Source organism: Nevskia soli DSM 19509 (assembly GCF_000711955.1).
Classification (GTDB): Bacteria; Pseudomonadota; Gammaproteobacteria; order Nevskiales; family Nevskiaceae; genus Nevskia; species Nevskia soli.
This window is the reverse complement of sequence record NZ_KL543999.1, coordinates 264,605-289,665: the sequence shown is the minus strand read 5'-3', so window position 1 is coordinate 289,665 and position 25,061 is coordinate 264,605. Positions and strand designations below refer to the sequence as shown.

Below are 25,061 nucleotides of genomic sequence, written 5' to 3'. Positions count from 1 at the left end.
TTGCTGAAGTTCACGCCGACATGCGCCCAGGCCGTCGGGGAAACAAACGGCGCATAAGCCAGGCGGGCGTTGTAGCCCAGGCCCTGGGTGCGGTTTTCGGCGCCGCCGGTCTGCTTGTGCAGGGAGTAGACCGAGGCACCGGCCCACAGGTTGTCGCTGCTGGTGAAGGCGCCCTTGTTCCAGCTGTAGTACACGCCGTTGGTGTAATCCACGCCGCCGTAGACGCCGGTGGCGGAGACGATGTTGCGCTCCAGGAACACCGTGCTGTTGTTGCTGGCGATTTCGTCCATGCTGCGCCAGGGCTTGTGCTGGCCGAAGTAGATGGTGCCGCCGGGCAGCAGGCTGTGGGCAACCCACACGTCCTGGAAGTTGGACGCCGCCAGATCGTAATCGATATGGTATTCGTAGCCGTAGAGGTGGCCAGCCAGCGAGATGAACACGCGGCGGAATTCGAAGTCGCTGTTGGTGTCGTCGGCGGCGCCGCTGCCGATCTTGTGGGTGTTGCTGTCCGGCATGTTGAGCAGGGCGTCGAAGTGGATGCGGCCGCCCAGGCTGGCATCGAAATTGCCATCGCTGGACTTGATCTTGATGCCGCCCGTGGTGGAGGCGTCATCCGCGTGCGCAACACCGATGCCCGTGCCGACGAACACGGCAAGAGCGCTGTACCGAAGCAGTTTATTCACTTGCATCTCCCATCCCAGTGGTTAAAGGACAATCATTGAAAACGTGAACCGCCGACGGATTGCCGGCAGCCTAGTTACAGCTCTTCAGAGCTTCTGATGAACGCCCCCGAGCGATCCTGCCGGGTAGATGTCAAGGCCGCCAGCACGGCCCTGAAAGCTCACCGAAGCGTCTGAATGTTACCCCGCGTTATGCCAAAAAACGTCGGTCCAAAGCGGCTCTTCGACTAAGGTCTTACTTAGTTCCAGATGCTTATATAGTGATGTTCTGCGCAACGCGTTATAAGTTTAGGAAGCGGCAGTGAAGCTTTTGTGACATTCACTGTTTCCGGGGCGCAGCAGGATGTTTTCACCACTCGCGGGGAGTGGAAATGGCCCTTTCTAGTGCGCTTGCGCCCGCAGTTCGTTGCGCAGCGCACCACGATGGGCGCGGTGCGGCGGGAAGTGGCAGGCGAAGGTGCTGCCCACGCCGGGCTCGCTCTCCACCGTCAGCCTGCCTTCATGGTGCTCCAGCGCGTGCTTGACGATGGACAGCCCCAGGCCGGTGCCGCCGCTGGCCCGTGAACGGCCCACGTCGACCCGGTAGAAACGCTCGGTAATGCGCGGGATGTCCTTCTCGGCGATGCCGATGCCGGTGTCCGCCACCGAGAAATGCGCGCCCTTGTCGTCGCCCCACCAGCGCACCCGGATGATGCCGCCCGCCGGGGTGTACTGGATGGCGTTGCCGATCAGGTTGGTGAAGATGCTCTGCACCTCGGTATCGCGGCCGAACAGGCGCAGGTCAGACTGCACCTCGAACTCGAAGCGGTGCGCGTTCTTCGATACCGCCTTGGCTTCTTCCAGCGACTGCGCCAGCATGCGCGGCACGTCGAGCAGGTCCTGCCGGCTCAGCACCACATCGGACTCCAGCCGCGCCAGCTTGAGCATGTCGGCGATGAGCATTTCCATCCGCGTCGCCTGGCTGCGCATTTCCGCCAGCGGCGTATGCCAGGCCTTGAGCGCACCCTCGCCGCGCGCATCCGCCTCCATCACGTCGAGATAACCGCGCAGCACAGTCAGCGGCGTGCGCAGCTCATGCGAGGCGTTGGCGACGAAGTCGCGGCGCGCCATTTCCATGCGCTTCAGCTCGGAGATGTCGCGCACGATCATCAGGCGCTGGCCGTTGCCGTAGGGAATGATGCGGAAGGCCAGGATGATCTGCGGATTGATCGCCGATACCGCTTCGACGTCGCTGGAATAATCGCCCTTGCCGAAGTACTCGGTGAAGGACGGCGCGCGCACCAGGTTCGGCACCCGCAGCCCCAGATCCTGCGGCAGGCGCAATCCCAGTAGCGCCTGCGCCGCGGCGTTGAACCAGACGATTTCGCCGTTCGGCCCCAGCACCACGGCGCCATCCGGCAGGGCCTCGGTGGAAGCCTGGAACTCGGCCAGGATCGCGGCCAGCTTCTTCTTGCGCTTGCGGTTGCGCTTCTGCAGGGTCAGCAGGCCGTCGAAGGCTTCGCCCCAGGTGCCGCCGACGATGGGCAGCGCCACCTGCTTGGGACTGCTCAGCCAGGCGCGCAACGCGGAAAGATTACGCAGATGCAATATCAGGCGGAACGCCAGCACCACCGACACGCCCAGCCAGGCAAAACCGAAACGGCTGCCGACAAGGCCGCCGAGCAGCGCCCACAGTGTCGCCCTGATCAGTTCCCGGCTCAGGGCCTGGCTTGGCACTTTCCGCTAGACCTTTTCCGAGAAGCGGTAACCGGTGCCGCGCACGGTCTGGATCATGGCGTCGTAGCCATGCGGCGCCAGCGCCTTGCGCAGACGACGGATGTGCACGTCGACGGTCCGTTCTTCGACGTAGACGTTCTGACCCCACACCCGGTCGAGCACCTGCTCGCGGGTATAGACGCGCTCGGGGTGGCTGACAAAGAAATGCAGCAGGCGGTATTCGGTCGGTCCGAGCCGCACCGGCTCGCCCTTGGCGGTGACGCGCTGGCTGGCCGCGTCGACCTGCAAGCCGGCCACGGCCAGTTGCTCTTCCTCGCCGCCCGGCAGGGTGCGGCGCAGCACCGCCTGGATGCGCGCGCTCAGCTCGGGGAAGGAGAAGGGCTTGGAGATGTAGTCGTCGCAGCCGACATTGAGCCCGCGCACGGTATCTTCTTCCTCGGCCCGCGCCGTGACCATGATGATCGGAATGTCCTTGGTCATCGGAGCCGCCTTCAGCTCGCGGGTGAACTCGATGCCGGACACACCGGGCATCATCCAGTCGAGCAGGATCAGGTCGGGCCGCGACTCGGCGATACGCAGCCGTGCCTCCGGCACGTCCGCAGCGAGGCTGATATGAAACTCGGCACGCTCCAGCGCGAAGCGCAGCATGTCGCGGATCGGTGCCTCGTCCTCTACGACCAGAATTTTCTTGTTTTGCATGCCCATAGCCGATTAAACGTCACTAATCAGGCTATAAGCAAGATGTTGCGGATTTTTGACAGTCCCCGCCAACCCCGCCCTGCCACGGCCATCACCGTAGCGGCCGGGGTGGCCGCTGGCAAGGGCGCCGCCCGAATGTGTCAATCCGGTTACAGGCGCCGCAAAACCACGCTGCCGGCCGAATAGCCGGCGCCGAAAGCGCACAGCACCCCTACATCACCCGCCTTCAGGTCCTGGTGGTACTTGTGGAACGCGATCACCGAACCGGCCGAACTGGTGTTGGCGTACTCGTCGAGGATCACCGGTGCATCGTCGGTGCCCGGCTCGTGGCCCAGCACCCGCTTGGCGATCAGCTGGTTCATGCCCAGGTTGGCCTGGTGCAGCCAGAAGCGGCGGACGGTGGAGGGCACGATGCCGAGGTCGCCCAGGTGGCTGTTCAGCAGCTCCGCCACCATCGGCACCACTTCCTTGAACACCTTGCGGCCTTCCTGGTGGAACAACACGTCGTTCCAGGGGCGTGGCGGCTGCTCGGAAGCGTTGAGGAAGCCGAAATTGTTGCGGATGTTATTGGAGAACTGGGTTTGCAGGCGCGTTCCCAGCACTTCGAAACGGTCCTTGCTCACCGCCGTATCGAGCGGCTCGACCAGCAACGCCGTGGCGGCGTCGCCGAAGATGAAGTGACAATCGCGATTACGGAAATTCAGGTGACCGGTGCAGATCTCCGGGCTGATCACCAGCACCGCGCGCGCCGAGCCGCCCGCCACCGCATCGACCGCCGCCTGCACGCCGAACGCCGCCGAGGCGCAGGCCACGTTCATGTCGTAGCCGTAGCCCTGGATGCCGAGGTAGTGCTGCACTTCCACCGCGATGGCCGGGTACGGCCGCTGCAGGTTGGAGCAGGCCACCAGCACCATGTCGACGTCCTTGGCTTCGCGACCGGCGTTCTGCAAGGCCTGCTGCGCCGCGGCCACTGCCATCTCCGCCAGCAGCGAGGGCTCGTCGTCGCCGCGGTTGCGGATCAGCGGGCGCATCACCTTGGGATCGAGCACGCCGGCCTTGTTGACCGTGTAGCGCGCCTTGATGCCCGAGGCCTTGACGATGAACTCGCTGCTCGAAGGCTGCAGCGGCTCCACCGCGCCGGCCGCAATGGCGGTCGCGTTCTCGGCGTTGTGGTTCTCGACGTAGGCGTTGAAGGCGGCAACGAGTTCGTCGTTGGAGATGGATTCAGCCGGCGTGAACAGGCCACTGCCGCTGATGCAGACTCGTTTCATTGTGCTGGACTCGGAATATTTCTGTGGTTGAGTTTAGCGCGATGGCGGCAATTCATCATTGGCCCGCCGAGCAGATGATCGAGGGCGCCGATAAATCAGGGTGCGGGCCTTTCCCAGCCCGCGCCCGCAATGGCCCCCTCGATACAGCGCAGCACCCCGCGCTCGCCACGGAAGGTCAGGTGCCCACCCTGGTACCACTCGATCGGCCGCCCCCAGTGCTTCGCCAGGCGCAGTGGTTGGTCCGGCGTCACCACGCGATCGGCGCTGCCGGCGAACAGGTGCAGCCGCTCCGGCGGCAGCTTCGGCGCGCAAGCCAGGGGCGACACCACGTGGAGCAGCGTACGCAGACGATCCGCACTGAGGCCGTGCGCTTCGAAATAGGTGCGATGCGGCACCGGCAGGTGGCCCCACAGCAAAGGCACGAAGTCGGCGACGGCGATGCCGGCGACGACGAAATCCAGCCCCGGCTCATGCGTCGCCAGCAGGCTGGCGTTGTAGCCGCCGAGGCTGTAGCCGAGCACGCCGATGCGCGCCGTCGGGTCCTGCGCGCGAATCCAGGCGATGGCGCGGCGCAGGTCCCACAGGGCCTGGGTCTCGGCGTGCAGCAGGTCGAGCAGATCGCCGTCGAGGTAATAGTCGCCGCTCTGCCAGCCCAGCCGACGCGGCCCATGCAGGGGCAGGATCGGCATCAGCAGGTTCAGGCCCAACTTCTGGTGCAGGTGCCTGGGCTCGAACAGGCGGAAGTCGGCCAGTGGAAAGCCCATGCGGTAGCCGTGGATGCACAGCAGCCAGGGCCGGCCCGGCGCATCGTGGCGCAACATCCAGGCGGCACAGTCGCGGTTGCGCTCGTGGCTGACCCAGCGGTCGGCGCCGGGCAGTGTCGGCTCGGGGATGAAGCCGCTGGGGTAGCGCAGGCGCTGGTAGTCGACGCCGACGGCGCGGGCGGCGGTCTGCCGCACGCTTTCCGGTGCCGGCGGCGCCTTGTGGAAGCTGGCCGGATCATCGAGCCAGCCGCGGCTGCGCAGCACCTCTTCCAGCTTCGCCGCTTCGTCGCACATGCGCTCGGCCAGATCGCCGCTGGGCGACTTGGCCATGGCGACGAAATAACCGGTGAGCGCTTCGTCGAGGGCGGCCTTGGCGAAGACCCGGGCTTCCATCGGCGGCGGCGGCGCGCCTTCGGCACGGTCGGCATAGCGCAGGGCGGTACGGCCGGCGACGAAGAACGAGGCCGCCGACAGCAGCAGCGCGATGAACGCACCGCCGGCGCTGCCGGTCCAGGCCGCGGGCAGCCAGAACAAGGCGCCGACCAAGGCGCCCAGGGCCATGTACTGGGTCTGCTTGCCGACCTCGTGCCACAGCAGCATCGACATGCCGCTGGCCAGCAGGAGCACGCCCGGAATCAGGCCCCACAGCAGCCAGCCGCCGCCATGGGCGGCCAGCAGCCACCACAGGCCGGCTGCGATGGGAATCAGGCTCGCCAGGTCGTAATGTCGGGGGGCGCGTGTTTCCATTGGATCGGGTCTTTTTTTGCGAAAACGGACAGCGGGCCGGCACCGCGGCGCCTGGCGAAGCCCTGCCTCAGGCGCCCTTCAGATTGGCGTAGACGATCAGGTATAGCGCAGGCAGCAAGGCGCCGAGCAGGGCCTGCGCCTTCCAGTTCCAGCTGCGCCGTTTCCACAAGCCATAGGTGGCCAAGCAGCCGGCAACGGCCAGGGCCAGGAAGCAGGCGGAAACCACCAGCAGGCTGGGAAAACCCGCCCGCATGCCCGGCTCGGAATTCTGGAAGATGCCGTAGACCAGGCAGACATAGCTGATCGACACCGTCATTGCCACGCCCAGCGCGGCCAGCGCGGCGTCCACATAAAGCAGGTATTTCACTTCTTGCGTCCCACTCCGGGCAACAGGCGTAACAGGGGGATCAACTCTTTCGCCACCTTGGGCTGGGCCATGCCGGTGCGCATCAGCAGCACCGTGAAGGCGCGCAGGATGCGGTCGCGGCTTTCGAACACGCTGCCGACCATCGGCACGCGGCGATCGTTCATCACGGTCACCGCCTCTTCCGGCGTGTCGCCGAAATTGAAGCGCATGGTCATGCGCACTTCCAGCGGCTCCTGCGCGCGGCGGCGCCGTTCGCGGGCTTTGGCTAAGATGCCGGCAGGTTTCTTTCCCGCCTTCAAATTGCCCTCTCCATGACCATTCCGGATGCCCTGGTGTGCTTCGCACACGGTAAAGAAAGCGGCCCCTGGGGGACCAAGATCACGCACCTCGCCGACACGGCCAAGCGCCGGGGCTACGAGGTCATCAGCCCCGATTATAGCCATTCGCATGATCCGCACGCCCGGGTGGCGCAATTGCTGGAACTGGCGCCGAAAGCCGGGCGCGCCCTGGTGCTGGTGGGCTCCAGCATGGGCGGTTACGTCTCCGCCATGGCCTGCGCCGCCCTCAAGCCGCAGGCCCTGCTGCTGATGGCCCCGGCGCTGTACTTTCCCGGCTTCGACGCGGAACCCGCCGGCATCCCCGCCCTGTGCAGCGTGGTGCACGGCTGGAGCGACGACATCGTGCCGGTGGAGCGCGCCATCCGCTTCGCCCGCACCCACAATGCGGCATTGCACGTGCTGAACAGCGGGCATACGCTGAACGATCAATTGCCAGCACTGGATTTGTTGTTCGACGACCTGCTGCGGCGCACCCTGGAGGCGGTCCCATGATCCCGGCAGAAATCCGCGCAAACTGGGAAGCCGCCTACCGGCGCACCGAATATCGGGTGGAACTGCAGGCCGGCGATCTGGTTCTGCGCGTGGATTCACACCAGGCCGCCGACGACGAGCGGCTGCGCCGCGAGAGTGGCGTGCAGACGGACTGGGCCATCGTCACGCCGTGCAATCCCGGCTCGCAGCCCTGCGGCGAGGCGGAAAACACGCGCCTGCTGGAAGAATTGAACGAAATCGTGCAGCACCTCGATCTGCACTGCGCCAGCAGCATCAATCGCGATCCGCAGGCGCAATGGCCGGATGAACCGGGCTTCCTGTTGTGCGATCCCCCGCCCGGCTTCGCCGAAGAGCTGGGCCGGCATTTCCGCCAGAACGCCATCCTGGTCGGCACGCTGGGTGAGGCGCCGCGGTTGCTCTGGCTGGAATAGCGCCGTCTCTGAATCGATGTCGCCGATTCGCTCGGCAAGCAGAACCGCTTACACCACCGGCGTCGCCGGCTTGTAGGCCTCCAGGAATTCCGGCGGCTGCCGGCGCGGCTTGCCGGTTTTCATGTCCACGCAAACCCACTGGGTGCGTCCGCGCAACACGGTCTTGCCGTCGCCGGCGCGAATGATCTGGTAGCCGCGCCACATGGTCAGGCGGCCGTCGTTTTCGTGGATGAAGGTGGCCAGCAGCAATTCGTCGCCGGCGAAGGTCGGCGCCAGGTAATCCAGCTCGTGCCGCCGCACCACGCAGCCGCAGCCGAACCGCTCGTAGTCGCTGAAATCCAGCCCCAGTGTCCGCGAATGCGACCAGGCGACGCGCTCCAGCCAGCTCAGGTACACCACGTTATTGGTGTGGCCGAAGCGGTCGATATCGCCCGCCTGCACGGTGACGCGCTCGATGAACGGCTCGACCACATCCCACTTGTATTCGCTTGGATCCATTCGCGAATCCTAGCCTGTTTGACCCGCCTGTTTCAGCCGGCCGGACATGGAATGGCCGGCGCGAAGTGGGGAATCCTCACTGCATGTCGAAGCTGCGGCTCGAAGACTGCGCCCAGTAGGTCTCGTACACCACGTGCGCCGCCGGATTGGTCAGCAGTTCGCCCGGCTTGAGGAATTTGTACAGGTTGGACAGCAGGCGGATCTCGCTGCCGGACACGCGCCGCACGATGTGCCGTGGCTTCAGATCGGCGGGATGCTGCAAGCCGGCGGCGCCGACCAGCTCGCCCAGGGCATGCAGGGTATTGCGGTGGAAATGGAAGACGCGCTGCGACTTGTCTTCCACCACCAGGGAGCGCTGGCGGCGCGGGTCCTGGGTCGCCACGCCGGTGGGGCAGCGGTCGGTATGGCAGGACTGCGATTGCACGCAGCCCAGGGCGAACATGAAGCCGCGCGCGGCGTTGCACCAGTCCGCGCCCATGGCCAGGGTGCGGGCCAGATCGAAGGCGGAGATGACCTTGCCGCTGGCGCCGAGGCGGATCTTGTCGCGCAGGTTCAGGCCCACCAGCGTGTTGTGTACCAGCAGCAAGGCCTCCTGCAAGGGCGTGCCGATGTGGTCGGTGAATTCCAGCGGCGCCGCGCCGGTGCCGCCCTCGCCGCCATCGACCACGATGAAGTCCGGCAGGATGCCGCTCTCCAGCATGGCCTTGCAGATGCCGAAGAATTCCCAGGGATGGCCGAGGGCGAACTTGAACCCCGCCGGCTTGCCGCCGGACAGTTCGCGCATGCGGGCGATGAACTGCATCATTTCCAGCGGCGTGGAAAAGGCCGAGTGCTGCGCCGGCGAGACGCAGTCCACGCCCAGCGGCACGCCGCGCGCCTCGGCGATCTCCGGCGTCACCTTGGCGCCCGGCAGCACGCCGCCGTGGCCGGGCTTGGCGCCTTGCGACAGCTTCAGCTCCACCATCTTGATCTGCGGCGACCGGGCCTGGGCGGCGAACTTGTCCGGATCGAAATGGCCGTCGTCGGTGCGGCAGCCGAAATAGCCGCTGCCCAGTTCCCAGATCAGGTCGCCGCCGTTTTCACGGTGGTAGCGGCTGATCGAGCCCTCGCCGGTATCGTGGGCGAAGCCGCCCAGCTTGGCGCCGGTGTTGAGGGCGCGGATGGCGTTGGCCGACAGCGCGCCGAAGCTCATGGCGGAAATGTTCAGCACCGAGGATTCGTAGGGCTGCGTGCAGTCCTTGCCGCCGATGCGGATGCGGAAATCGGTATCGGCCAGCTTGACCGGGCGCATCGAGTGGTTGATCCACTCGTAGCCGGAGCCGTATACATCCAGTTCGGTGCCGAAGGGGCGCTTGTCTTCCACGTTCTTGGCGCGCTGGTAGACCAGGGAGCGCTGGGCGCGGGAGAACGGGATGGCGTCCGAGTCCGATTCCAGCAGGTACTGGCGGATTTCCGGCCGGATCATTTCGAAAAAGGCGCGGAAGTGGGCCAGGATCGGGTAATTGCGGCGCAGGGAGTGATGCGTCTGGAGCAGGTCGTAGATGCCGACCGCGCTCAACCCGGCGGTAATCACCGCCAGGATCAGCCAATAGGGATTGACCAGGCTGGCGGCACCCGCCACCACGGTGATCAGAACCACCGCAATGAAGGCATACAGGCGCGAGGGCGGCATCGACGAAACACTCACGGAAGAAACGCTCATGACAATCCTTTGTGATGGCCCTTCTCGATGGCCTTTGAGGGTCTGCGCAATACCGGCGGACGCCGGGAGCTTATACCCCAGACCCTGTGACGTCTCCAAGACTCAGCCCGGCTGAAGCCCCGTGCCGGTCGCCCTTTGAGCTGTGCGCCCGATGGAGTAAACTAGCAATCCGTACCGATTTGGTCTTGATTGCGCAAGCCCGCCCGCAGAGGTTTTTCCGGCACCCCATGTTCAAGCTCGGCAAGCTCACAGATTATGGCACCGTGGTGATGACGGCCCTGGCCGCCAGGCCCGATGCCCTGCGCAACGCGCACGATCTGGCCGCGGAAACCCATGTGGCCGCGCCGACTGTTTCCAAGTTATTGAAACAGCTACAGAAGAGTGGACTGGTCGAATCGATCCGCGGCGCCCATGGCGGCTACCGCCTGGCCCGCAGTCCGGAACGGATCACGGTAGCCGACGTGGTCAGCGCCCTGGAGGGGCCCATCGCCCTGACCCAGTGCTCGGTGCATGACGGCGGCTGCAGCATCGAATCGCATTGCGGGGTGCGCGGCAACTGGCGGCTGATCAACACCGCGATCCGCCAGGCGCTGGAGTCCGTGACCCTGGCCCAGATGGCCGAGCCGATGCGCGGCCGGCGCCCGACGGGCAAGGACAGCCCGATGAATTTCCTGCGCAAGCTCGGGCAGTCCCTGCCCCAGGCGCAGGAGTAGAACAAGAGCAGGATGAACGATATGGCAACCCAACCCCAGGACATCCAGGAACTGATGCGGCGGCGCGAGTACAGCGCCGGGTTCATCACCTCGATCGAATCCGAAACCATCGCGCCGGGCCTGTCGGAAGACGTGGTGCGCATGATCTCGGCGCGCAAGCAGGAGCCGGAATGGCTGCTGGACTTCCGCCTCAAGGCCTACCGCCGCTGGCTGAAGATGGAGCAGCCCAAGTGGGCGCATGTCCACTACCCGCAGATCGACTACCAGGCGATTTCCTATTACTCGCAGCCGAAATCCCACAAGGACGGCCCGAAGTCGCTGGACGAGGTCGATCCCAAGCTGCTGGAGACCTACAAGAAGCTGGGCATTCCCCTGAAGGAACAGGAGATGCTGGCCGGCGTGGCGATGGATGTGGTGTTCGACAGCGTCTCGGTGGCCACCACCTTCCGCAAGAAGCTGGGTGAGGCTGGCGTGATCTTCTGCTCCATTTCAGAGGCGGTGCGCGAGTACCCCGAGCTGGTGCGCAAGTACATGGGCAGCGTGGTGCCCTTCGGCGACAACTTCTACGCCGCGCTGAATTCGGCGGTGTTCACCGACGGCTCCTTTGTTTTCATCCCGAAGGGCGTGCGCTGCCCGATGGAGCTGTCCACCTATTTCCGCATCAACGAGCGCAACACCGGCCAGTTCGAGCGCACCCTGATCGTCGCCGAGGAAGGCGCCTACGTCAGCTATCTCGAAGGCTGCACCGCGCCGCAGCGCGACGAGAACCAGTTGCACGCCGCGGTGGTGGAACTGGTGGCGCTGGACGACGCCCAGATCAAATATTCGACCGTGCAGAACTGGTACCCGGGCGACGAGGAAGGCCGCGGCGGCATCTACAACTTCGTCACCAAGCGGGCGGATTGCCGCGGGCGGCGCAGCAAGGTGTCCTGGACCCAGGTGGAGACCGGCTCGGCCATCACCTGGAAGTATCCGAGCTGCATCCTGCGCGGCGACGATTCGGTGGGCGAGTTCTACTCGGTGGCGCTGACCCATCACCGCCAGCAGGCCGACACCGGCACCAAGATGATCCACGTCGGCAAGAACACGCGCTCGACCATCGTCTCCAAGGGCATCTCCGCTGGCCACGGCCAGCAGTCCTACCGCGGCCTGGTGCGCGTGCTGGAAAGCGCCGAGAACGCGCGCAACCACACGCAGTGCGACTCGCTGCTGATCGGCGACCAGTGCGGCGCACACACCTTTCCTTATACGGAAGTGCGCAATCCCAGCGCGCGGCTGGAGCATGAAGCGACTACCTCGAAGATCGCGGAGGACCAGCTGTATTACTGCCGGGCCCGCGGCATCAGCGAGGAAGAGGCCGTGTCGATGATCGTCAACGGCTTCTGCAAGGAAGTGTTCAAGGAACTGCCGATGGAGTTCGCGGTGGAAGCCGGCAAGCTGCTGGCGGTTTCTCTGGAAGGGTCCGTGGGCTGAAGCCCCCGACCGTCATTCAACAGGATTTACAGGAATACACGATGCTCGAAGTCAAAGGTCTGCACGCCAGGGTCGAAGGCAAGGACATCCTCAAGGGGCTGGACCTCACCGTCCGCGCCGGCGAAGTGCACGCCATCATGGGGCCGAACGGCTCCGGCAAGTCCACTACCGCCCACGTCCTGGCCGGCCGCGAAGGGTATGAAGTCACCGCCGGCTCGGTGCTGTTCGACGGCAAGAACCTGCTCGAGCTGGAGCCGGAAAAACGCGCCTGCGAGGGCATCTTCCTCGGCTTCCAGTACCCGGTGGAAATTCCCGGCGTCAGCAACCTGACCCTGCTCAAGGCCGCGCTCAATGCCCGCCGCAAGTATCGCGGCCAGCCGGAGATCGAGGCGACGGACTTTCTCGCCTGGGTGCGCGACCGCGCCAAGCTGGTGAAGATCGACCCGAAGATGCTGTCGCGCGGCGTCAACGAAGGCTTCTCCGGCGGCGAGAAGAAGCGCAACGAGATCCTGCAGATGCTGATCCTCGAACCGCGCCTGATGATCCTGGACGAGACCGATTCCGGCCTGGACATCGACGCGCTGAAGATCGTCGCCGACGGCATCAACGCCCTGCGTTCCCCGGAGCGGGCCACCATCCTGGTGACCCACTACCAGCGCCTGCTGGATTATGTGCAACCGGACTACGTGCACGTGCTGGCCGGCGGCCGCATGGTCCGCAGCGGCGGCCCCGAGCTGGCCCGCGAGCTGGAAGAAAAGGGCTACGGCTGGCTGGAGGCGGCTTGATGTCACTCGCTGCCTACACCGAAGGCTTCGAGCAGTTCGCCGCCGGCCTGCCCGCCGGGCAGCGGAGCGCACGCCGTGAGCACTATGAGCGCTTCCTCAAGGCCGGCTTCCCCACGCCGAAGATCGAGGAATGGCACTACACCGACCTGGCTCCGCTGGGCGAACGCCGGTTCTCGCCCGCAGCCGAAGGCGGAGCGGTTCCCACGGCCGCGCTGCTCGCCGGTGCCGACCGCCTGGTTTACGTCAACGGCAAACTTGATCAGGCGCATAGCACGGCCGCCGCGCGGCATGGTGAAAATCCCCTGCTCACCGATGGCGACAGCGTCACCGCGCTGAACGCCGCCTTTGCCACCGGCGGCCTGTCCCTGCGCTTGTCCCGCAATGAGCGCCTGCCCCGCCCGCTCCAGGTGCTCACAGTTGGCGTGGCGGGCAATGCGCCGGCCATGGTCCACCAGCGCCATCGCATCGAGCTGGGAGAGAACGCCGAGGCAACGGTGCTGTTCCAGTTCCTGGGCCAGGGCGCGGAACGCCTCACCTCCCATGTCGTCGAAGTCGAGCTGGCGCCTGGCGCCCGCCTGACCCTGTACCGCGTCCAGGACGAGCACGCCGACGCCACCCTGCTGACCCGCATCGACGCCACCCTGCGCCGCGACAGCCGGCTCGAAACCGTGGCCGTCGATTGCGGTGCCGGCCTGGTGCGCCACGACTTCAACGTCGCGCTGGCCGAGCCCGGCGCCGAAGTCGCGCTGGCCGGCCTGTACCAGCCGGCCCCGGGCGGTCATGTCGACAACCAGACGCGCATCGTCCACGCCGCCCCGCACTGCCGCAGCCGCGAGCAGTTCAAGGGCATCATCGACGCCAAGGCCAAGGCGATCTTCGTCGGCAAGGTCATCGTGCAGCCCGGCGCGCAGAAAACCGATTCCGAGCAGCGCGTCGCCAACCTGCTGCTGTCGCGCAAGGCCGAGGTCAACGCCAAGCCGGAGCTGGAAATCTACGCCGACGACGTCAAGTGCGCCCATGGCGCCACCGTCGGCCAGCTCGACGACAAGGCCCTGGAATACCTGCGCAGCCGCGGCATCGCCGCCGACGCCGCCCGTGCCCTGCTGCTGCGCGCCTTCGGCGCGGAAGTGCTGGATCAGCTCGCCATCCCGGCCTTGCGCGACCGCCTGGCCGTCCGTATGGGCCTGGCCGTGGAGGATATTTTCGAAGAGACCGTCGGGGAGACCGCGGAATGAATGCTGCCGTGCCGCGCCCCGTGATTCCCTTGCCGTTCGACCTGGAACGCATCCGCGCCGATTTCCCGATCCTGGCCGAGCCGGTCCGCGGCGGCCGCCTCGCCTACCTGGACAACGGCGCCACCACGCAGAAGCCCGAATCGGTCCTGCGGGCGATGGACCACTACTACCGTCACCAGAATTCCAATGTGCACCGCGCGGTGCACGATCTGGCCGAGCGTGCCACCACCGCCTACGAAGCCGCCCGCGATCGCATCGCCCGTTTCTTCGGCGCCGCGCGCGAGGAAATCGTCTTTACCCGCGGCACCACCGAAGCCATCAACCTCGTCGCCTACAGCTACCTGCTGCCCCGCCTCAAGGCCGGTGACGAGATCCTGGTCACCGGCATGGAGCACCACTCCAATATCGTGCCCTGGCAGCTGGTTGCGGCCCAGATCGGCGCCAGGGTGGTGGCGGCGCCGGTCACCGACAGCGGCGAACTGGATTTCGATGCCTGGCGCGGCATGCTGAACGACCGCACCCGCCTGGTTGCCGTCGGGCACGTCTCCAATACCCTCGGCACCATCAACCCGGTCGAGGACATGATCCGCGAGGCCCACGCCCTCGGCATCCCGGTCCTGGTGGACGGCGCCCAGGCCATCGCCCACCTGGCGGTGGACGTGAGGGCGCTGGACGTCGACTTCTACGCCAGTTCGGCCCACAAAGCCTATGGCCCCACCGGCTTTGGGACCCTCTACGCCAAGCGCGGGCACCTGGAAGCGATGCAGCCCTGGCACGGCGGCGGCGACATGATCCGCACCGTGTCGTTCGAGGGCAGCACCTGGAACGACATCCCCTACAAGTTCGAAGCCGGCACCCCCGACATGGCCGGCGCCATCGGCTTCGCCGCCGCCCTGGACTACATCGAAGCCCAGGGCCTGGACGCCATCGCAGCCCACGAGCATGCCTTGCTGGAAGAAGGCACCGCCCGCCTGACCGCGATCCCGGGCCTGCGCCTGATCGGCACCGCCCGGCGCAAAGGGGGCATCCTGTCCTTCGTCATGGATTGCGCCCACCCCCAGGACATCGGCACCATCCTGGACCAGTCCGGTGTCGCCGTACGAACCGGGCATCACTGCACCATGCCCTTGATGCAGCGCTTCGGAATTCCGGCGACGGTGAGGGCTTCGCTGGGGATCTACAACGGTTCGGACGACCTGGCCCAGCTCGAGGCGGCACTGCACAAGGTGAACAGGTTGTTTACGTGAACTGTTATTGCTAACGTTAGACAGTAAAAGAACAACTGCTGGAAAAAAGCCCCTCGTTCGACCTCGAAGGGGCGCAAGGATGTACCAACAAGGGACTGGGAGTACCGGGGGAAGCAATGCCGGGTTGCCGTGTTTTTTTTCGCACGTCGGGGAAATCATGCCGTCCGGCGGGCGGTTGTGCGCGTCTGTCGAGCGCAGTTTTCCTTCCATCGTGCCGGAATGCCGGATTGCCGCGGGTCCGGCTAAGCTCCGGCATCATGAAGAAGGATGCGGGATTCACGCTGCTCGAACTGATCGTCGCGATCACCATCGCCGCGATCCTGGCGGCCTTGACGGTTCCCTCATTCCTTAAAAGCATACGCCTCAACCGCGGCGTTTCGGACGCCAACGGGATATTGAGCGTGGTGACACTCGCCCGCAACGAAGCCATCCGGCGGGACGCCACCATTTCCATGTGCATATCCAGCGACGGTTCGAGCTGCGCCAGCAGCGGCACCTGGGACGTGGGCTACTTGGTGTTCGTCGACGTCAACGGCGACGCCAGCTTCAGCACCGGCGACACCTTGATTCGCACCGAAGTACCGCTGAGCAGCGCCAGTACCATCAGCCTGTGCAAGGGCACCCCGACCACCACCAATACCGTGATCAGGACCTTGTCGTTCAGCGGCAGCGGACAACTCACCTCGCAGGCCTATTTCGACGTCAATCCAACCACCAAGTCGGGCACCGCCTGTCCATCCTCGGCAACCGCCAAGGTAAAAGGCGAGCGCTATGTGGTGGTACGGCAGATCGGCCGCGCCAACGTCTGCGACCCAACCAATTCCCTATGCGGACAATGAAACGACAATCGGGCATCACGTTGATCGAAGTGCTGATCACCGTCCTGGTTCTGGCGATCGGCCTGCTCGGCACCGCCGCCCTGCAAACCACGGCGATGACGGGCAACTACACGTCCTACCAATACACGCAGGCCGCATTCCTGGCGCAGAGCATGCTGGAGCGGATACGCGCCAACCGTAGTGCCTACACCAGCGGCAACAGCTACTACAACCTTGCGGCCGGCACGGCTCCCGCTGTTGCGGGAACCTGCTACAACACAGCTTGCTCGCCGCAGCAACAGGCCCTGTGGGATATGGGCATCTTCTACGCGCAAGTCACGGGGGCCAACACCCTCACCGGGGTTAAAACCCTGACCGCGAAAGATTCGAACGGCAACTATATCGGCGCCCTGCCGGGTGGCCAGGTTTCGATCGCTTGCGACACCCCTTTCCCCATCAACACACCGGGGAAATGCCTGGTTACCGTCTACTGGGATCCGGGCCGCAGCGGCGCCTCCGGCACCAGCTGCGTTGCCAGCGACCCCACCGCCCTGAAATGCTTCCGCCTCGCAACCATCCTTCCATGAACCGCAATCGAGGCTACTCGCTGATCGAATTGATGGTCGCCATCACCCTGGGCCTGGTCCTCCTCGCGGGTATCGTCCAGATATTCGTCAACAGCAAGCAAGGGTACCAAGTCCAGCAGAGCACCGGACGCGCGCAGGAAAACACGCGCTTCGCTGTCGAATATCTCAATCGCTACATCACGCTTGCCGACTTCTGGAGCACGTTGAAACCTTCGGTCAATACCGGCTCGATCACCTTCAACACCGCCCCCACGGGCAGCGGCGCCTGCAAGGTGGCAAACTGGATCGTCGACCCGGCAACGGGCATCAAGGGCTATGACGGCCAGTCCGCGAGCAGCGGCTTTTCCGACACGGCGCTGGGAAGCTGTATCGGCAGCCTGACCAATTCCGCCGGCTCCGAGGCCTACGTCCCGAACAGCGATGTGCTGGTGATCCGCTACGTCAACCCCGACTGCTATTTGCCCACCACCTCCGGCAGCTCCTCCAGTTCCGGCGGTTCTTCCGGCAGTTCTTCCGGCGGCTCGTCCTCCGGCTCTGCGATCGCCACCATCTCCGCACCTCCAGCTGCGCCCGCCGCCTGTTCGACCGCGTCGGGGATCTACTGGCTGCGTACGCAGATCGGCGTCAACGGCGTGCTGTTCAACATCAACAGCGCCACCGACGTAACCGCCGCCAAGAATTCCATCGGCGGCGACGCGCCGAACGGCGTGCTCAACTACCAGTACCAAGCCAACATCTTCTTCCTGGCCAACGTCGACAATGGACAAGGCCAGACCCCGACCCTATATATGGCCACCCTGCAGAATCCCGCCGGCACCGCACAAACCAGCGTGCAGCTCTATCTGCAGCCGCTGATCGACGGCGTCGAAATGCTCAAGTTCGAATACGGCATCGATCCGACCTACGGCCAGGCCAACGACAACCTGTCGGTCTCCAAGTACCTGCCGGCAGGCTCGGTCACCAACTGGGCGCAGGTGTTGAGCGTGCGCGCCAGCATGATCGTGCGCGGCGATACCCTGGACAACTTCCAGGACAGCCAGAGCTACCAGATGACGAACGCCTTCACCTACGGCGCCACCGCGGGGTCCAGCTCCGGTTCGGCCAGCTATGCCGGCTCGGAAAAATATCAGCGCAGGCTGATCGTCAAGGATTTCCTGCTGCGCAACAAGGTGCGTGGACCATGAACTCGATTCCAAATGTGCGGCGCCAGCGGGGCTACGTGCTGATCACCTCCATCATTTTCATGGTGCTGCTGACCATGGTGGCGCTCGTCGCCTTGAAAAACAGCGGGATGGAAGCGCGAATGGGCGCCAACAACGCCCTGCACACGCAGGCCTTCGAAGCGTCCGAAGCCAGCCGTAGGCTGGTGAACATCCTGGTCGATACCAACGTCTTCAATCGCGGCTGGCCCGCCTCGGCGGCCGGCGGCCCGGTCAACGACAGCGAATTCGATTCGGTGTCGTTGGGGCTGCTGACGGCGCCCCACACTTCATGCGGCACCTCCACAGCACCTACCACCTATGGCGTGTGCCTGTATCCGCTGGGCGGCACGCCGATCGACTGGTATTTCCAGAACACCGAATGCAGCGGCGCATTCCCCTGTTCCAAATTCCCCGGCAACCTCGACGTCGACGCGCAGTACAAGGTTCCACTGACATTCGGCAGCAGCAGTGGTGGCAGCAGCAGCGGCGGAAGCAGCAGTAGCAGCGGCGGGACCCCGCCAATGATTTCCGGCAGCCTCTCGGTCTACAAGCTCAATGCAGCCCTCGCCCCCGGTTCCGGCGCACAGATGAACGCAGGCTACCTCGGCGCCGGACACGGCACCGCCAGCAACGGCAGCTATCTGTATTTCTTCATCAACGGCCACGGAGTCGACCAGGGCGCCACGCCACAGGCGGGCGCGGACACCTCGACGATCTTCCGCGACAACATCAGGAACTAGGGGAATGGCGATGTTGAACCGACTCAACGGATTCTGGCTGCGTTACACGGTCGCCGCCGTGATCGCCGCAATCGCCGCTGCAGCCGTATTGTTCACCAACCGCATGGCCCTGGCGGTTACCGCCTCCCCGATCGGCACCGCCCTGTCTTCGGCCGCTCCGATCAGCCAGAGTGAAACCACCTACAACCTGCTGCCGGTATTGAACTCGGTCACCTCGCCGCCGCTGGTCATGCTGCTGCTGTCCCGCGACGAGCAGCTGTCTTTCAAGGCTTATACCGACTATACCGATCTCAACGGTGACGGCACCATCGAGACCACCTACAACGACGCGACCAATTACAGCGGCTACTTCGATACCGCCTTGTGCTACAACTATTCCTCGGCCAACAACTATTTCATCGCCGGTGCCAACGTCGCAGCCGGCACGCATCAATGCGGCACCAGCGGAAACCCCTGGAGCGGCAACTTTCTCAACTGGCTGACCATGACTCGCCTGGACATGGTCCGCTGGGTCCTGTACGGCGGCTTGCGCTCGACCGATACAGCCTCCGCGACCTCGGGTTCCACGGCGGCGACGCAGAAGACCGTGCTGAAGCGTGCCTTCATTCCCAACGATATTCATTCCTTCGCCAAGGTTTACACCGGCACCGACGCCAACAAATACACGCCTTTCAGCAGCAGCAGCGGCGCCATCACCTTCTGCAACACGTCCAGCGCCAGCAGTGCGACCGCCTACAGCAGCACCGGTTACAAACCCTACCTGCTTGAAGCTGCGGGCTCCTGGCCCAACTGGGCTTCGACCGAAAGCAGCCAGTGTCAGAATTCCGACAAGACCGGCGGCGATTCCGACGACCCCACTTCAGCCAACACCACCACCTACCAGGTCTTCGTCGATGTTTGCGACAACACTTCCTCCACTTTGCGCGAGTCGTTCTGCGAGAAATACACGACCGGGACGGACACCTTCTACAAGCCCGCCGGGCTGCTCCAGCAATACGGCGAGTCCGGACAACTGCGCTTCGGACTACTCACCGGCAGCTACGACCAACCGCGCAGCGGCGGCGTCCTGCGACGTAATATCGGCCAGATCGCAGGCAATGGCGGCCAGGGAACCGCCTGCACCACCGGCGACGAGATCGACCTGCGATTTGGCACATTCTGCAACCAGACCTCGAAAACCGAAGGCATCATCAATACCCTGAACCGCTTTCAAATCACGCAATGGAGCGGCGCACCGGGAACCAGCAGCGCCAGCTACAACGACTGCAACAACTACGACATCGTCAACCGCGATACACCGGGTGCCAATGGCTTTTTGAATAATCCCGGAGTCGACGTCTCGAGCTTCTCCGGGGGGTCGGCACAAAACTGTTCCGACTGGGGCAACCCGCTGGCGGAAATGTATGCGGAGGCCCTGCGCTACATCGTCAATCAGACATCCTCGTCCACCGCACGCACCACGGGATTCCAGCCCAGCACCAGCGGCATGGACAATACGCTGGGCCTGCCCTACGGCCTGACCTGGACGCCGCCCTATACCACCGCCAATACCTGCGCTTCCTGCAGCATCGTCATACTCTCCACCGGTCAGACGTCCTTCGACACCGACGAACTGCCCAGCATCACGAACTTTCCTTCGGAAGGTATCAGTGGCGCCACCACGCGGGTCGGCGCGAACGAGGGGATTTCCAGCACCAACAGCACCTACGTCATCGGTTATTACGGCTCCACTCCGACCCAGACCTCGACCAACTCCGGCAGCAGCACTGCTCCGTCCAATCTGGTCAATATCTACCAGGCGCTCTGCACCGCCAAGACTTCGGTCACCGACCTGGATCAGGTGCGCGGCATCTGTCCCGAAGTTCCGACCCTCGAAGGCGGCTACCAACTGGCCGGCCTGGCCTTCGATGCCTGGACCAACGACCTGATTCCGACTACCGGCATCGCCGGCACGCAGCGGGTTCAGACCTTCGCGGTTTCGCTCGCCGAAAGCCTGCCCAGCCTGACCATACCGGTCGGCGGCGGCAACATTGTTCTGTCCCCGCTGTGCCAGTCCAACAACAGCGGCAGCGCGGCGATTACCGATGCGGGCTGGCGCTCCTGCGGCTCCAGCAATGTCCAGGTCGGCCAACTTACCGGCGTCGCCACCACCACCAATACACCGGGAACCTTTGGCCTGCCCAACGTCAGCGGCTCCCCTATCGGCCCGAACAATTCTTCCGGCAGCATCGCGGTAACCTGGGACGACTCCACCTGGGGCAATGACCACGATCTCGACATGAAGGCGATGATTTCCTGGTGCGTTGGCTCGGCCTGCGGCAATTTCCTGGACTCGAGCAGCAAGTATCTGATTTGCAACGGCACCGATACCACTTCGGTATGCGGCACCGGCGGCAAGCCCACGCTGACCAGCAGCGACATGCTGGTGCGGGTCGAATGCATTTATTGCTTCGCTGGCAACTCCCTCATCGCCGGCTTCACCGTCAGCGGCAGCAACAGCAGCAGCACCGAGGGCGCGCAACGTCTGTTCCTGCGGCCCGGCAGCGCCGGCAATGCGAACCTCCTCGCCGTGGCCCGCCCCACCGGCTGGTCAAAGCCGCAAATCATGAAGATCAGCGGTAACGGCACCAATGCCGTCAATACATTGCAGAACCCGCTGTTCTACGCCGCGAAGTACGGCGGCTTCTCCTATCTCAGGACGGCTACCAACCCCATGCCGTCGAGTGGCGTGGCCACCGACTGGAGCACCGGCGTGTCCGGGCCCGGGTTGCCCGACAACTATTTCCCGGTGCACAACCCGGGTCTGCTGCTGACGCAGCTGAAGAAAGTGTTCGACGCACTTTCCGCCAGCACCGGCTCAGGCACCGCGGCAGCCGTGGTGGCGAATCAGCGTCAGGGCGACGGCGCCACCTACCAGGCGCTGTACATCCCGACCAAGACCGACACCAGCAACAACACCGCCTACTGGCTGGGCGAACTGCAGGCCATGTTTGTCGATAGCGCGGGCAATCTGCGCGAGGACACCAGCACCAACACGGCAACCCTGACTGAGTCCGACTTCACCACCAATCCCGCGGTCAAACTGGTGTTCGATACGGTCAGCAATACCACCAAGATTCAGCGCTACAACTGCGACCCCAGCGGCAGCGGCACCTGCACACTCACCGCGGTCGATACGCTCGACAACCTGAACAGCCTGTGGAATGCCCGCGACGTGCTGGCGGCGCAAAATAACGGCGCGGAAACCACTCAGCGCACCTATAGCACCGCCGCCGGTCCCGGAAGCGGCCGCTATATTTTCACTTATATCGACAAGAACCTGGATGGCTTGGTCGGCACGGGTGAGCAGGTGGATTTCGTGCCGGGTTCTTTCACCGGATCGAGCAATGTCTACTACGGCATTCTGAACGTCCCCGATACCGCGTCCACCACAAGCCTGGTGAACTACATCCGGGGCAAGGACCAGGCTGGGCTGCGCAGCCGCACCATCATTTACGCCAGCGCCAAGAACCGCAGCAACACCCAGTACACTTATCCCCTGGGCGACATCGTCAACTCGACGCCGACCGTGGTCGGCACGCCCGCGGAAGCCTTCGATCTGCTCTACAACGATGCGACCTACGGCGCATTCCGCTCCGATTTCCAGAGGCGGCGCAATGTGGTCTACGTCGGCGCCAATGACGGCATGTTGCATGCGTTCAACGCCGGCTTCTACAACTCCAGCCTGAAGAAATTCGAAACCACCGGCATTCACAGCGAAACCACCCACGCCCTGGGCAGCGAACTGTGGGCTTACGTGCCGTTCAACCTGCTGCCGCATCTGACCTGGCTGGCCGACGCCACCTACACCAACAACAAGCACGTGTTCTACTTCGATGGCACGCCGCGGGCCTTCGATGCGCACGTCTTCGCTGGTACTGCAGACTGCACCCCCTCGGTCACCGCAACCTCGCAGAACTGCCACCCTTATGGCTGGGGCACGATCCTGGTGGTGGGCATGCGCTTCGGCGGGGGCGACCTGAGTTTGCCCGCCTGCACCTCCGGCACGTCCGCAGCCCTGCAATCCCAGTTCACCAGCTTCACCGGCATTACCTGCTCGAAGACCGGGGCGGCCACCACGATCAAGACGCACTCGGCCTACGTGGTCCTCGATGTGACCAATCCGGAAGCGCCGCCTACCGTACTGGGCGAGGTGACGGGCACCACGCCGCTCGGTGCCAATACCATGGGCTACACCACCTCCGGCCCCACCGCGATATCGTTCAGCGCGCTCAATAATTCCACCACTTCGGTCCCGACCACCGATAAGTGGTATTTCCTTGTGGGCAGCGGACCTACACCGGAGTCCAGTACGCCGGTGCTGGTAAACGCAACCAGTTCACAGAACGCCAAGTTGTTCGTCTATAACCTGGCGCAAAGCGGCACCACGGCATCGGTGACGTCGAGCCAGGTGTTCGATTTCGGCAGCGCCGCCAGCTCGACCAATGGCGGCGTGGGAACCGCCGCCGCAAGCGCCTTCACCGGCGACCCGGTTTCGGTCGATTGGAATCTGGATTTCATCGCCGATGCCGCCTATGTGGGCATCGCCGGCGGCACCGCAGCGAGTCCGACCGGTCAGCTTCTCAAGATCGACACCCTGCAATCGGCGACGCCGAGCAATTGGCTCATCTCCAGCCTGACCAATCCAGTTGCTCCGGTATTGCAGCCGCCTTCGGTCACCACCGACCTCAAGGGCAACAAATGGGTCTATGACGGTACCGGACGACTCTATGTCTCTCCCGACCTCGGCTCCAGCGCCCAGCAGTATCTGTTCGGCGTGATCGATCAAGGCGGCACCACGGCATCCACCTTCGGCAATTCCACCACGACCGGACTGCTCGATGTGACCAGCGGCCAGGTAGCCGTCGGCACCGGGACCATAAGTGGGCTTGCCAGCTCCATCACCAACGAGTCCCAGCTCGAATCGGCAGTGCAAACGGCACACGGCTGGAAGATACTGTTGACCACCTTCCCATCCACCGACACGGTAGACGGTGCGCAACGTGTGCTGAGCTCCACGTCGGTGCTCGGCGGCAGCTTATTCGCTTCGGCATTTACGCCAAATACCAGCTTGTGCCTGGGTACAGGACTGGCATCGCTATTCGCCGGCAATTACCTTACCGGCCTCGCCAATCCAACCAATCCGGCCCTGGGGAAAAACTCGACTTCAACCTACTACGTCAACTTCATGTCCTTGGGCGTCGGGCTGGGTGCCGAACCTGCGCTTCACGTCAACGGCAACGCCAGCGGCCAGGTCACGGTGGTGACTCAGACCTCTACCGGCTCGATCGTCACCACCAATGCGTCTGTCGCCACGTCGATCAGCCCGGGAGAAGTCGACTGGCGTCAAACGCACCCGAATACGGGGCCATGATGAACTCCGTCTCTGCGCAGAAGGGATACACCTTCAAAGAATTGGTGATTGTGGTGCTGATCATCTCCATACTTTCGGCCATCGCGGTGCGCAGTTTTCGCAAATACACCCTCAAGAACAACCGGCAGAACGGCGTCGCCTGTCTGATCGAATTGCAAAAACGGATGGAGGACTACTACTCCCGCAATGCCGGAACCACTGCCAGCGGCAGTACCGGCTATCCGCAGCTCTCCCAGATCGGCTACGACTCAGGCAACTGTCCGGTGGCGGAAGGCAACAGCACGCTCTATACCGTCGCGCTTGTGCTGCCCAATACCGCGATCGCCAATTGCCCCAATTGCTATAAATTGACCGCAACGGGTGTAGGAGCCCAGGCCAGGGACGGCGCACTGCTGCTCAGCGTGGACCCGCGCAGCACCGCGGCCAGCACCGACATCTACCATAAACAGCACGTCACTCCGGGCGGCGTAACGCTGGAGGGCTGGATTTTCCAGCCGGGGCAGTAATGAGAAATAAATCTTCGGGCTTCACCCTGATCGAACTGCTGGTCGCCGTGCTCATCGCCGCCATTCTGGCGCGCATTGGCTTCGACGTTTATAGAAAGTACATCACACGCGCCAACCGTAGTGTGGCCAAAACAGCGTTGATGAGCCTCGCGGCCAAACAGGAATTGCAGGCGCTGCAGAACCCGGCCACAGGCTATGCGGTCGATTTCGTCGCGCTCAATGGCATTACCAGCACGACGACGCCGCCATCGTTCTATATCGATCAAGGCGGGACCGCCTCCACCAGCGCATCGGGCAGCATTTACCAGATTTCCTTTGCTTCGACGCCGACGGCCAGCGCCACTGCGTACGCGTTCCAGGCGGTCGCACAGGGAGTCCAGGCAACGCGGGATGCAGCCTGCAAGACCCTGATTCTCAACGCCACCGGCCTCAAACAGGCCCAGAATTCCAGCGGCACCACGGTGGATCCCAGTAGTTGCTGGGATAAATAACGCGACCAGAACAGCAATCAGGCAACTCGGCGACCTCCGCGAACCTCCTCACGGTCCCCGGCACCTGTTCGACGCGGCCCGCGGGCAACCACGTATAATCAGTTCGTATCGAAGCGCGTGGGATTCGGGGTCGGAGCAGCGGGCTA

Annotated in this window: 23 protein-coding genes; 14 read left to right on the top strand and 9 right to left on the bottom strand. The window is 64.1% G+C overall.

What is annotated here, in order from left to right; genetic code table 11:
* The 7 genes from BP26_RS0125485 to BP26_RS0125455 form a co-directional block, all read right to left on the bottom strand.
* A partial coding sequence (locus BP26_RS0125485) for a porin (RefSeq protein ID WP_211255051.1) occupies window positions 1–683 on the bottom strand: 683 nt, incomplete at its 3' end.
* A 378-nt stretch (window positions 684–1,061) separates the two neighbouring features.
* Entirely contained in the window at window positions 1,062–2,396 is a 1,335-nt protein-coding gene (gene phoR, locus BP26_RS0125480; RefSeq protein ID WP_051749497.1) for a phosphate regulon sensor histidine kinase PhoR, read from the bottom strand.
* A gap of 6 nt (window positions 2,397–2,402) precedes the next feature.
* The gene (phoB, locus tag BP26_RS0125475; RefSeq protein ID WP_029923368.1) at window positions 2,403–3,095 is read right to left on the bottom strand and encodes a phosphate regulon transcriptional regulator PhoB; all 693 of its coding nucleotides are present in this window, start codon (window positions 3,093–3,095) and stop codon (window positions 2,403–2,405) included.
* A gap of 149 nt (window positions 3,096–3,244) precedes the next feature.
* Window positions 3,245–4,366: a beta-ketoacyl-ACP synthase III gene (locus tag BP26_RS0125470; RefSeq protein ID WP_029923367.1), complete on the bottom strand. Its 1,122-nt coding sequence runs from the start codon at window positions 4,364–4,366 to the stop codon at window positions 3,245–3,247.
* A gap of 95 nt (window positions 4,367–4,461) precedes the next feature.
* A complete protein-coding gene (locus BP26_RS0125465; protein ID WP_029923366.1) occupies window positions 4,462–5,877 on the bottom strand; it encodes an alpha/beta hydrolase family protein in 1,416 nt (471 codons plus the stop codon).
* A 67-nt stretch (window positions 5,878–5,944) separates the two neighbouring features.
* A complete protein-coding gene (locus BP26_RS27165; RefSeq protein ID WP_036518015.1) occupies window positions 5,945–6,244 on the bottom strand; it encodes a hypothetical protein in 300 nt (99 codons plus the stop codon).
* A complete protein-coding gene (locus BP26_RS0125455) occupies window positions 6,241–6,459 on the bottom strand; it encodes a hypothetical protein (protein WP_245611894.1) in 219 nt (72 codons plus the stop codon). The genes BP26_RS27165 and BP26_RS0125455 overlap by 4 nt, the downstream gene beginning before the upstream one ends.
* Before the next feature lie 96 nt (window positions 6,460–6,555).
* Here BP26_RS0125455 and BP26_RS0125450 point away from each other — a divergent pair, with 96 nt between their 5' ends.
* Entirely contained in the window at window positions 6,556–7,074 is a 519-nt protein-coding gene (locus BP26_RS0125450) for an alpha/beta fold hydrolase (RefSeq protein WP_036518005.1), read from the top strand.
* A complete protein-coding gene (locus tag BP26_RS0125445; protein ID WP_029923363.1) occupies window positions 7,071–7,505 on the top strand; it encodes a DUF3293 domain-containing protein in 435 nt (144 codons plus the stop codon). The genes BP26_RS0125450 and BP26_RS0125445 overlap by 4 nt, the downstream gene beginning before the upstream one ends.
* A 48-nt stretch (window positions 7,506–7,553) precedes the next feature.
* Here the strand turns inward: BP26_RS0125445 and BP26_RS0125440 are convergent, their stop codons facing one another.
* Both BP26_RS0125440 and BP26_RS0125435 read right to left on the bottom strand, forming a co-directional pair.
* Entirely contained in the window at window positions 7,554–8,003 is a 450-nt protein-coding gene (locus tag BP26_RS0125440) for an acyl-CoA thioesterase (RefSeq protein ID WP_029923362.1), read from the bottom strand.
* Window positions 8,004–8,079: 76 nt separating this feature from the next.
* Window positions 8,080–9,675, bottom strand: a complete 1,596-nt coding sequence (locus tag BP26_RS0125435; protein ID WP_157572772.1) for an FMN-binding glutamate synthase family protein — start codon at window positions 9,673–9,675, stop codon at window positions 8,080–8,082.
* Window positions 9,676–9,932: 257 nt separating this feature from the next.
* On the opposite strand from BP26_RS0125435, the gene BP26_RS0125430 reads away from it, so the two are divergent.
* The 12 genes from BP26_RS0125430 to BP26_RS0125375 all read left to right on the top strand — a co-directional run bounded on the left by BP26_RS0125430 (window position 9,933) and on the right by BP26_RS0125375 (window position 24,915).
* A complete protein-coding gene (locus BP26_RS0125430) occupies window positions 9,933–10,418 on the top strand; it encodes an SUF system Fe-S cluster assembly regulator (RefSeq protein WP_029923360.1) in 486 nt (161 codons plus the stop codon).
* 21 nt (window positions 10,419–10,439) lie between these two features.
* Complete coding sequence (gene sufB, locus BP26_RS0125425) at window positions 10,440–11,891, top strand: Fe-S cluster assembly protein SufB (protein WP_029923359.1); 1,452 nt, start codon at window positions 10,440–10,442, stop codon at window positions 11,889–11,891.
* Between the two features lie 41 nt (window positions 11,892–11,932).
* Window positions 11,933–12,676: a Fe-S cluster assembly ATPase SufC gene (sufC, locus tag BP26_RS0125420; RefSeq protein ID WP_029923358.1), complete on the top strand. Its 744-nt coding sequence runs from the start codon at window positions 11,933–11,935 to the stop codon at window positions 12,674–12,676.
* Window positions 12,676–13,911: a Fe-S cluster assembly protein SufD gene (gene sufD / locus BP26_RS0125415; protein ID WP_051749493.1), complete on the top strand. Its 1,236-nt coding sequence runs from the start codon at window positions 12,676–12,678 to the stop codon at window positions 13,909–13,911. The genes sufC and sufD overlap by 1 nt, the downstream gene beginning before the upstream one ends.
* Window positions 13,908–15,158: a SufS family cysteine desulfurase gene (locus tag BP26_RS0125410; RefSeq protein WP_029923356.1), complete on the top strand. Its 1,251-nt coding sequence runs from the start codon at window positions 13,908–13,910 to the stop codon at window positions 15,156–15,158. Before sufD ends, BP26_RS0125410 begins: the two co-directional genes overlap by 4 nt.
* A 257-nt stretch (window positions 15,159–15,415) precedes the next feature.
* Window positions 15,416–15,997: a GspH/FimT family pseudopilin gene (locus BP26_RS28125; RefSeq protein WP_051749491.1), complete on the top strand. Its 582-nt coding sequence runs from the start codon at window positions 15,416–15,418 to the stop codon at window positions 15,995–15,997.
* Window positions 15,994–16,563, top strand: coding sequence for a type IV pilus modification protein PilV (pilV, locus tag BP26_RS28120; RefSeq protein ID WP_169740785.1), 570 nt, complete (start codon window positions 15,994–15,996; stop codon window positions 16,561–16,563). The genes BP26_RS28125 and pilV overlap by 4 nt, the downstream gene beginning before the upstream one ends.
* Window positions 16,560–17,747, top strand: a complete 1,188-nt coding sequence (locus tag BP26_RS0125395; RefSeq protein WP_029923353.1) for a PilW family protein — start codon at window positions 16,560–16,562, stop codon at window positions 17,745–17,747. The genes pilV and BP26_RS0125395 overlap by 4 nt, the downstream gene beginning before the upstream one ends.
* Window positions 17,744–18,505: a pilus assembly PilX family protein gene (locus tag BP26_RS28115; protein ID WP_029923352.1), complete on the top strand. Its 762-nt coding sequence runs from the start codon at window positions 17,744–17,746 to the stop codon at window positions 18,503–18,505. Before BP26_RS0125395 ends, BP26_RS28115 begins: the two co-directional genes overlap by 4 nt.
* 4 nt (window positions 18,506–18,509) lie before the next feature.
* Window positions 18,510–23,918: a pilus assembly protein gene (locus BP26_RS28110; RefSeq protein ID WP_051749486.1), complete on the top strand. Its 5,409-nt coding sequence runs from the start codon at window positions 18,510–18,512 to the stop codon at window positions 23,916–23,918.
* On the top strand, window positions 23,915–24,424 hold the full coding sequence (locus tag BP26_RS28105) for a type IV pilin protein (protein ID WP_084183449.1): 510 nt from the start codon (window positions 23,915–23,917) through the stop codon (window positions 24,422–24,424). The genes BP26_RS28110 and BP26_RS28105 overlap by 4 nt, the downstream gene beginning before the upstream one ends.
* Window positions 24,424–24,915 (top strand): type IV pilin protein, encoded by a 492-nt coding sequence (locus tag BP26_RS0125375; RefSeq protein WP_029923349.1) that lies wholly within the window; start codon window positions 24,424–24,426, stop codon window positions 24,913–24,915. The genes BP26_RS28105 and BP26_RS0125375 overlap by 1 nt, the downstream gene beginning before the upstream one ends.
* Window positions 24,916–25,061 lie beyond the last annotated feature (146 nt).

Coding starts and splice junctions, on each gene's coding strand:
- BP26_RS0125470 (WP_029923367.1), bottom strand. CDS start 4,366: ATGAAACGAGTCTGCATCAGCGGCAGTGGCCTGTTCACGCCGGCTGAA.
- BP26_RS28110 (WP_051749486.1), top strand. CDS start 18,510: ATGGCGATGTTGAACCGACTCAACGGATTCTGGCTGCGTTACACGGTC.
- BP26_RS0125430 (WP_029923360.1), top strand. CDS start 9,933: ATGTTCAAGCTCGGCAAGCTCACAGATTATGGCACCGTGGTGATGACG.
- BP26_RS0125395 (WP_029923353.1), top strand. CDS start 16,560: ATGAACCGCAATCGAGGCTACTCGCTGATCGAATTGATGGTCGCCATC.
- sufB (WP_029923359.1), top strand. CDS start 10,440: ATGGCAACCCAACCCCAGGACATCCAGGAACTGATGCGGCGGCGCGAG.
- sufC (WP_029923358.1), top strand. CDS start 11,933: ATGCTCGAAGTCAAAGGTCTGCACGCCAGGGTCGAAGGCAAGGACATC.
- BP26_RS0125455 (WP_245611894.1), bottom strand. CDS start 6,459: ATGACCATGCGCTTCAATTTCGGCGACACGCCGGAAGAGGCGGTGACC.
- phoB (WP_029923368.1), bottom strand. CDS start 3,095: ATGCAAAACAAGAAAATTCTGGTCGTAGAGGACGAGGCACCGATCCGC.
- BP26_RS28125 (WP_051749491.1), top strand. CDS start 15,416: ATGAAGAAGGATGCGGGATTCACGCTGCTCGAACTGATCGTCGCGATC.
- BP26_RS0125465 (WP_029923366.1), bottom strand. CDS start 5,877: ATGGAAACACGCGCCCCCCGACATTACGACCTGGCGAGCCTGATTCCC.
- BP26_RS28105 (WP_084183449.1), top strand. CDS start 23,915: ATGATGAACTCCGTCTCTGCGCAGAAGGGATACACCTTCAAAGAATTG.
- BP26_RS0125435 (WP_157572772.1), bottom strand. CDS start 9,675: ATGCCGCCCTCGCGCCTGTATGCCTTCATTGCGGTGGTTCTGATCACC.
- sufD (WP_051749493.1), top strand. CDS start 12,676: ATGTCACTCGCTGCCTACACCGAAGGCTTCGAGCAGTTCGCCGCCGGC.
- BP26_RS0125445 (WP_029923363.1), top strand. CDS start 7,071: ATGATCCCGGCAGAAATCCGCGCAAACTGGGAAGCCGCCTACCGGCGC.
- BP26_RS0125375 (WP_029923349.1), top strand. CDS start 24,424: ATGAGAAATAAATCTTCGGGCTTCACCCTGATCGAACTGCTGGTCGCC.
- pilV (WP_169740785.1), top strand. CDS start 15,994: ATGAAACGACAATCGGGCATCACGTTGATCGAAGTGCTGATCACCGTC.
- BP26_RS28115 (WP_029923352.1), top strand. CDS start 17,744: ATGAACTCGATTCCAAATGTGCGGCGCCAGCGGGGCTACGTGCTGATC.
- BP26_RS0125410 (WP_029923356.1), top strand. CDS start 13,908: ATGAATGCTGCCGTGCCGCGCCCCGTGATTCCCTTGCCGTTCGACCTG.
- BP26_RS0125440 (WP_029923362.1), bottom strand. CDS start 8,003: ATGGATCCAAGCGAATACAAGTGGGATGTGGTCGAGCCGTTCATCGAG.
- BP26_RS0125450 (WP_036518005.1), top strand. CDS start 6,556: ATGACCATTCCGGATGCCCTGGTGTGCTTCGCACACGGTAAAGAAAGC.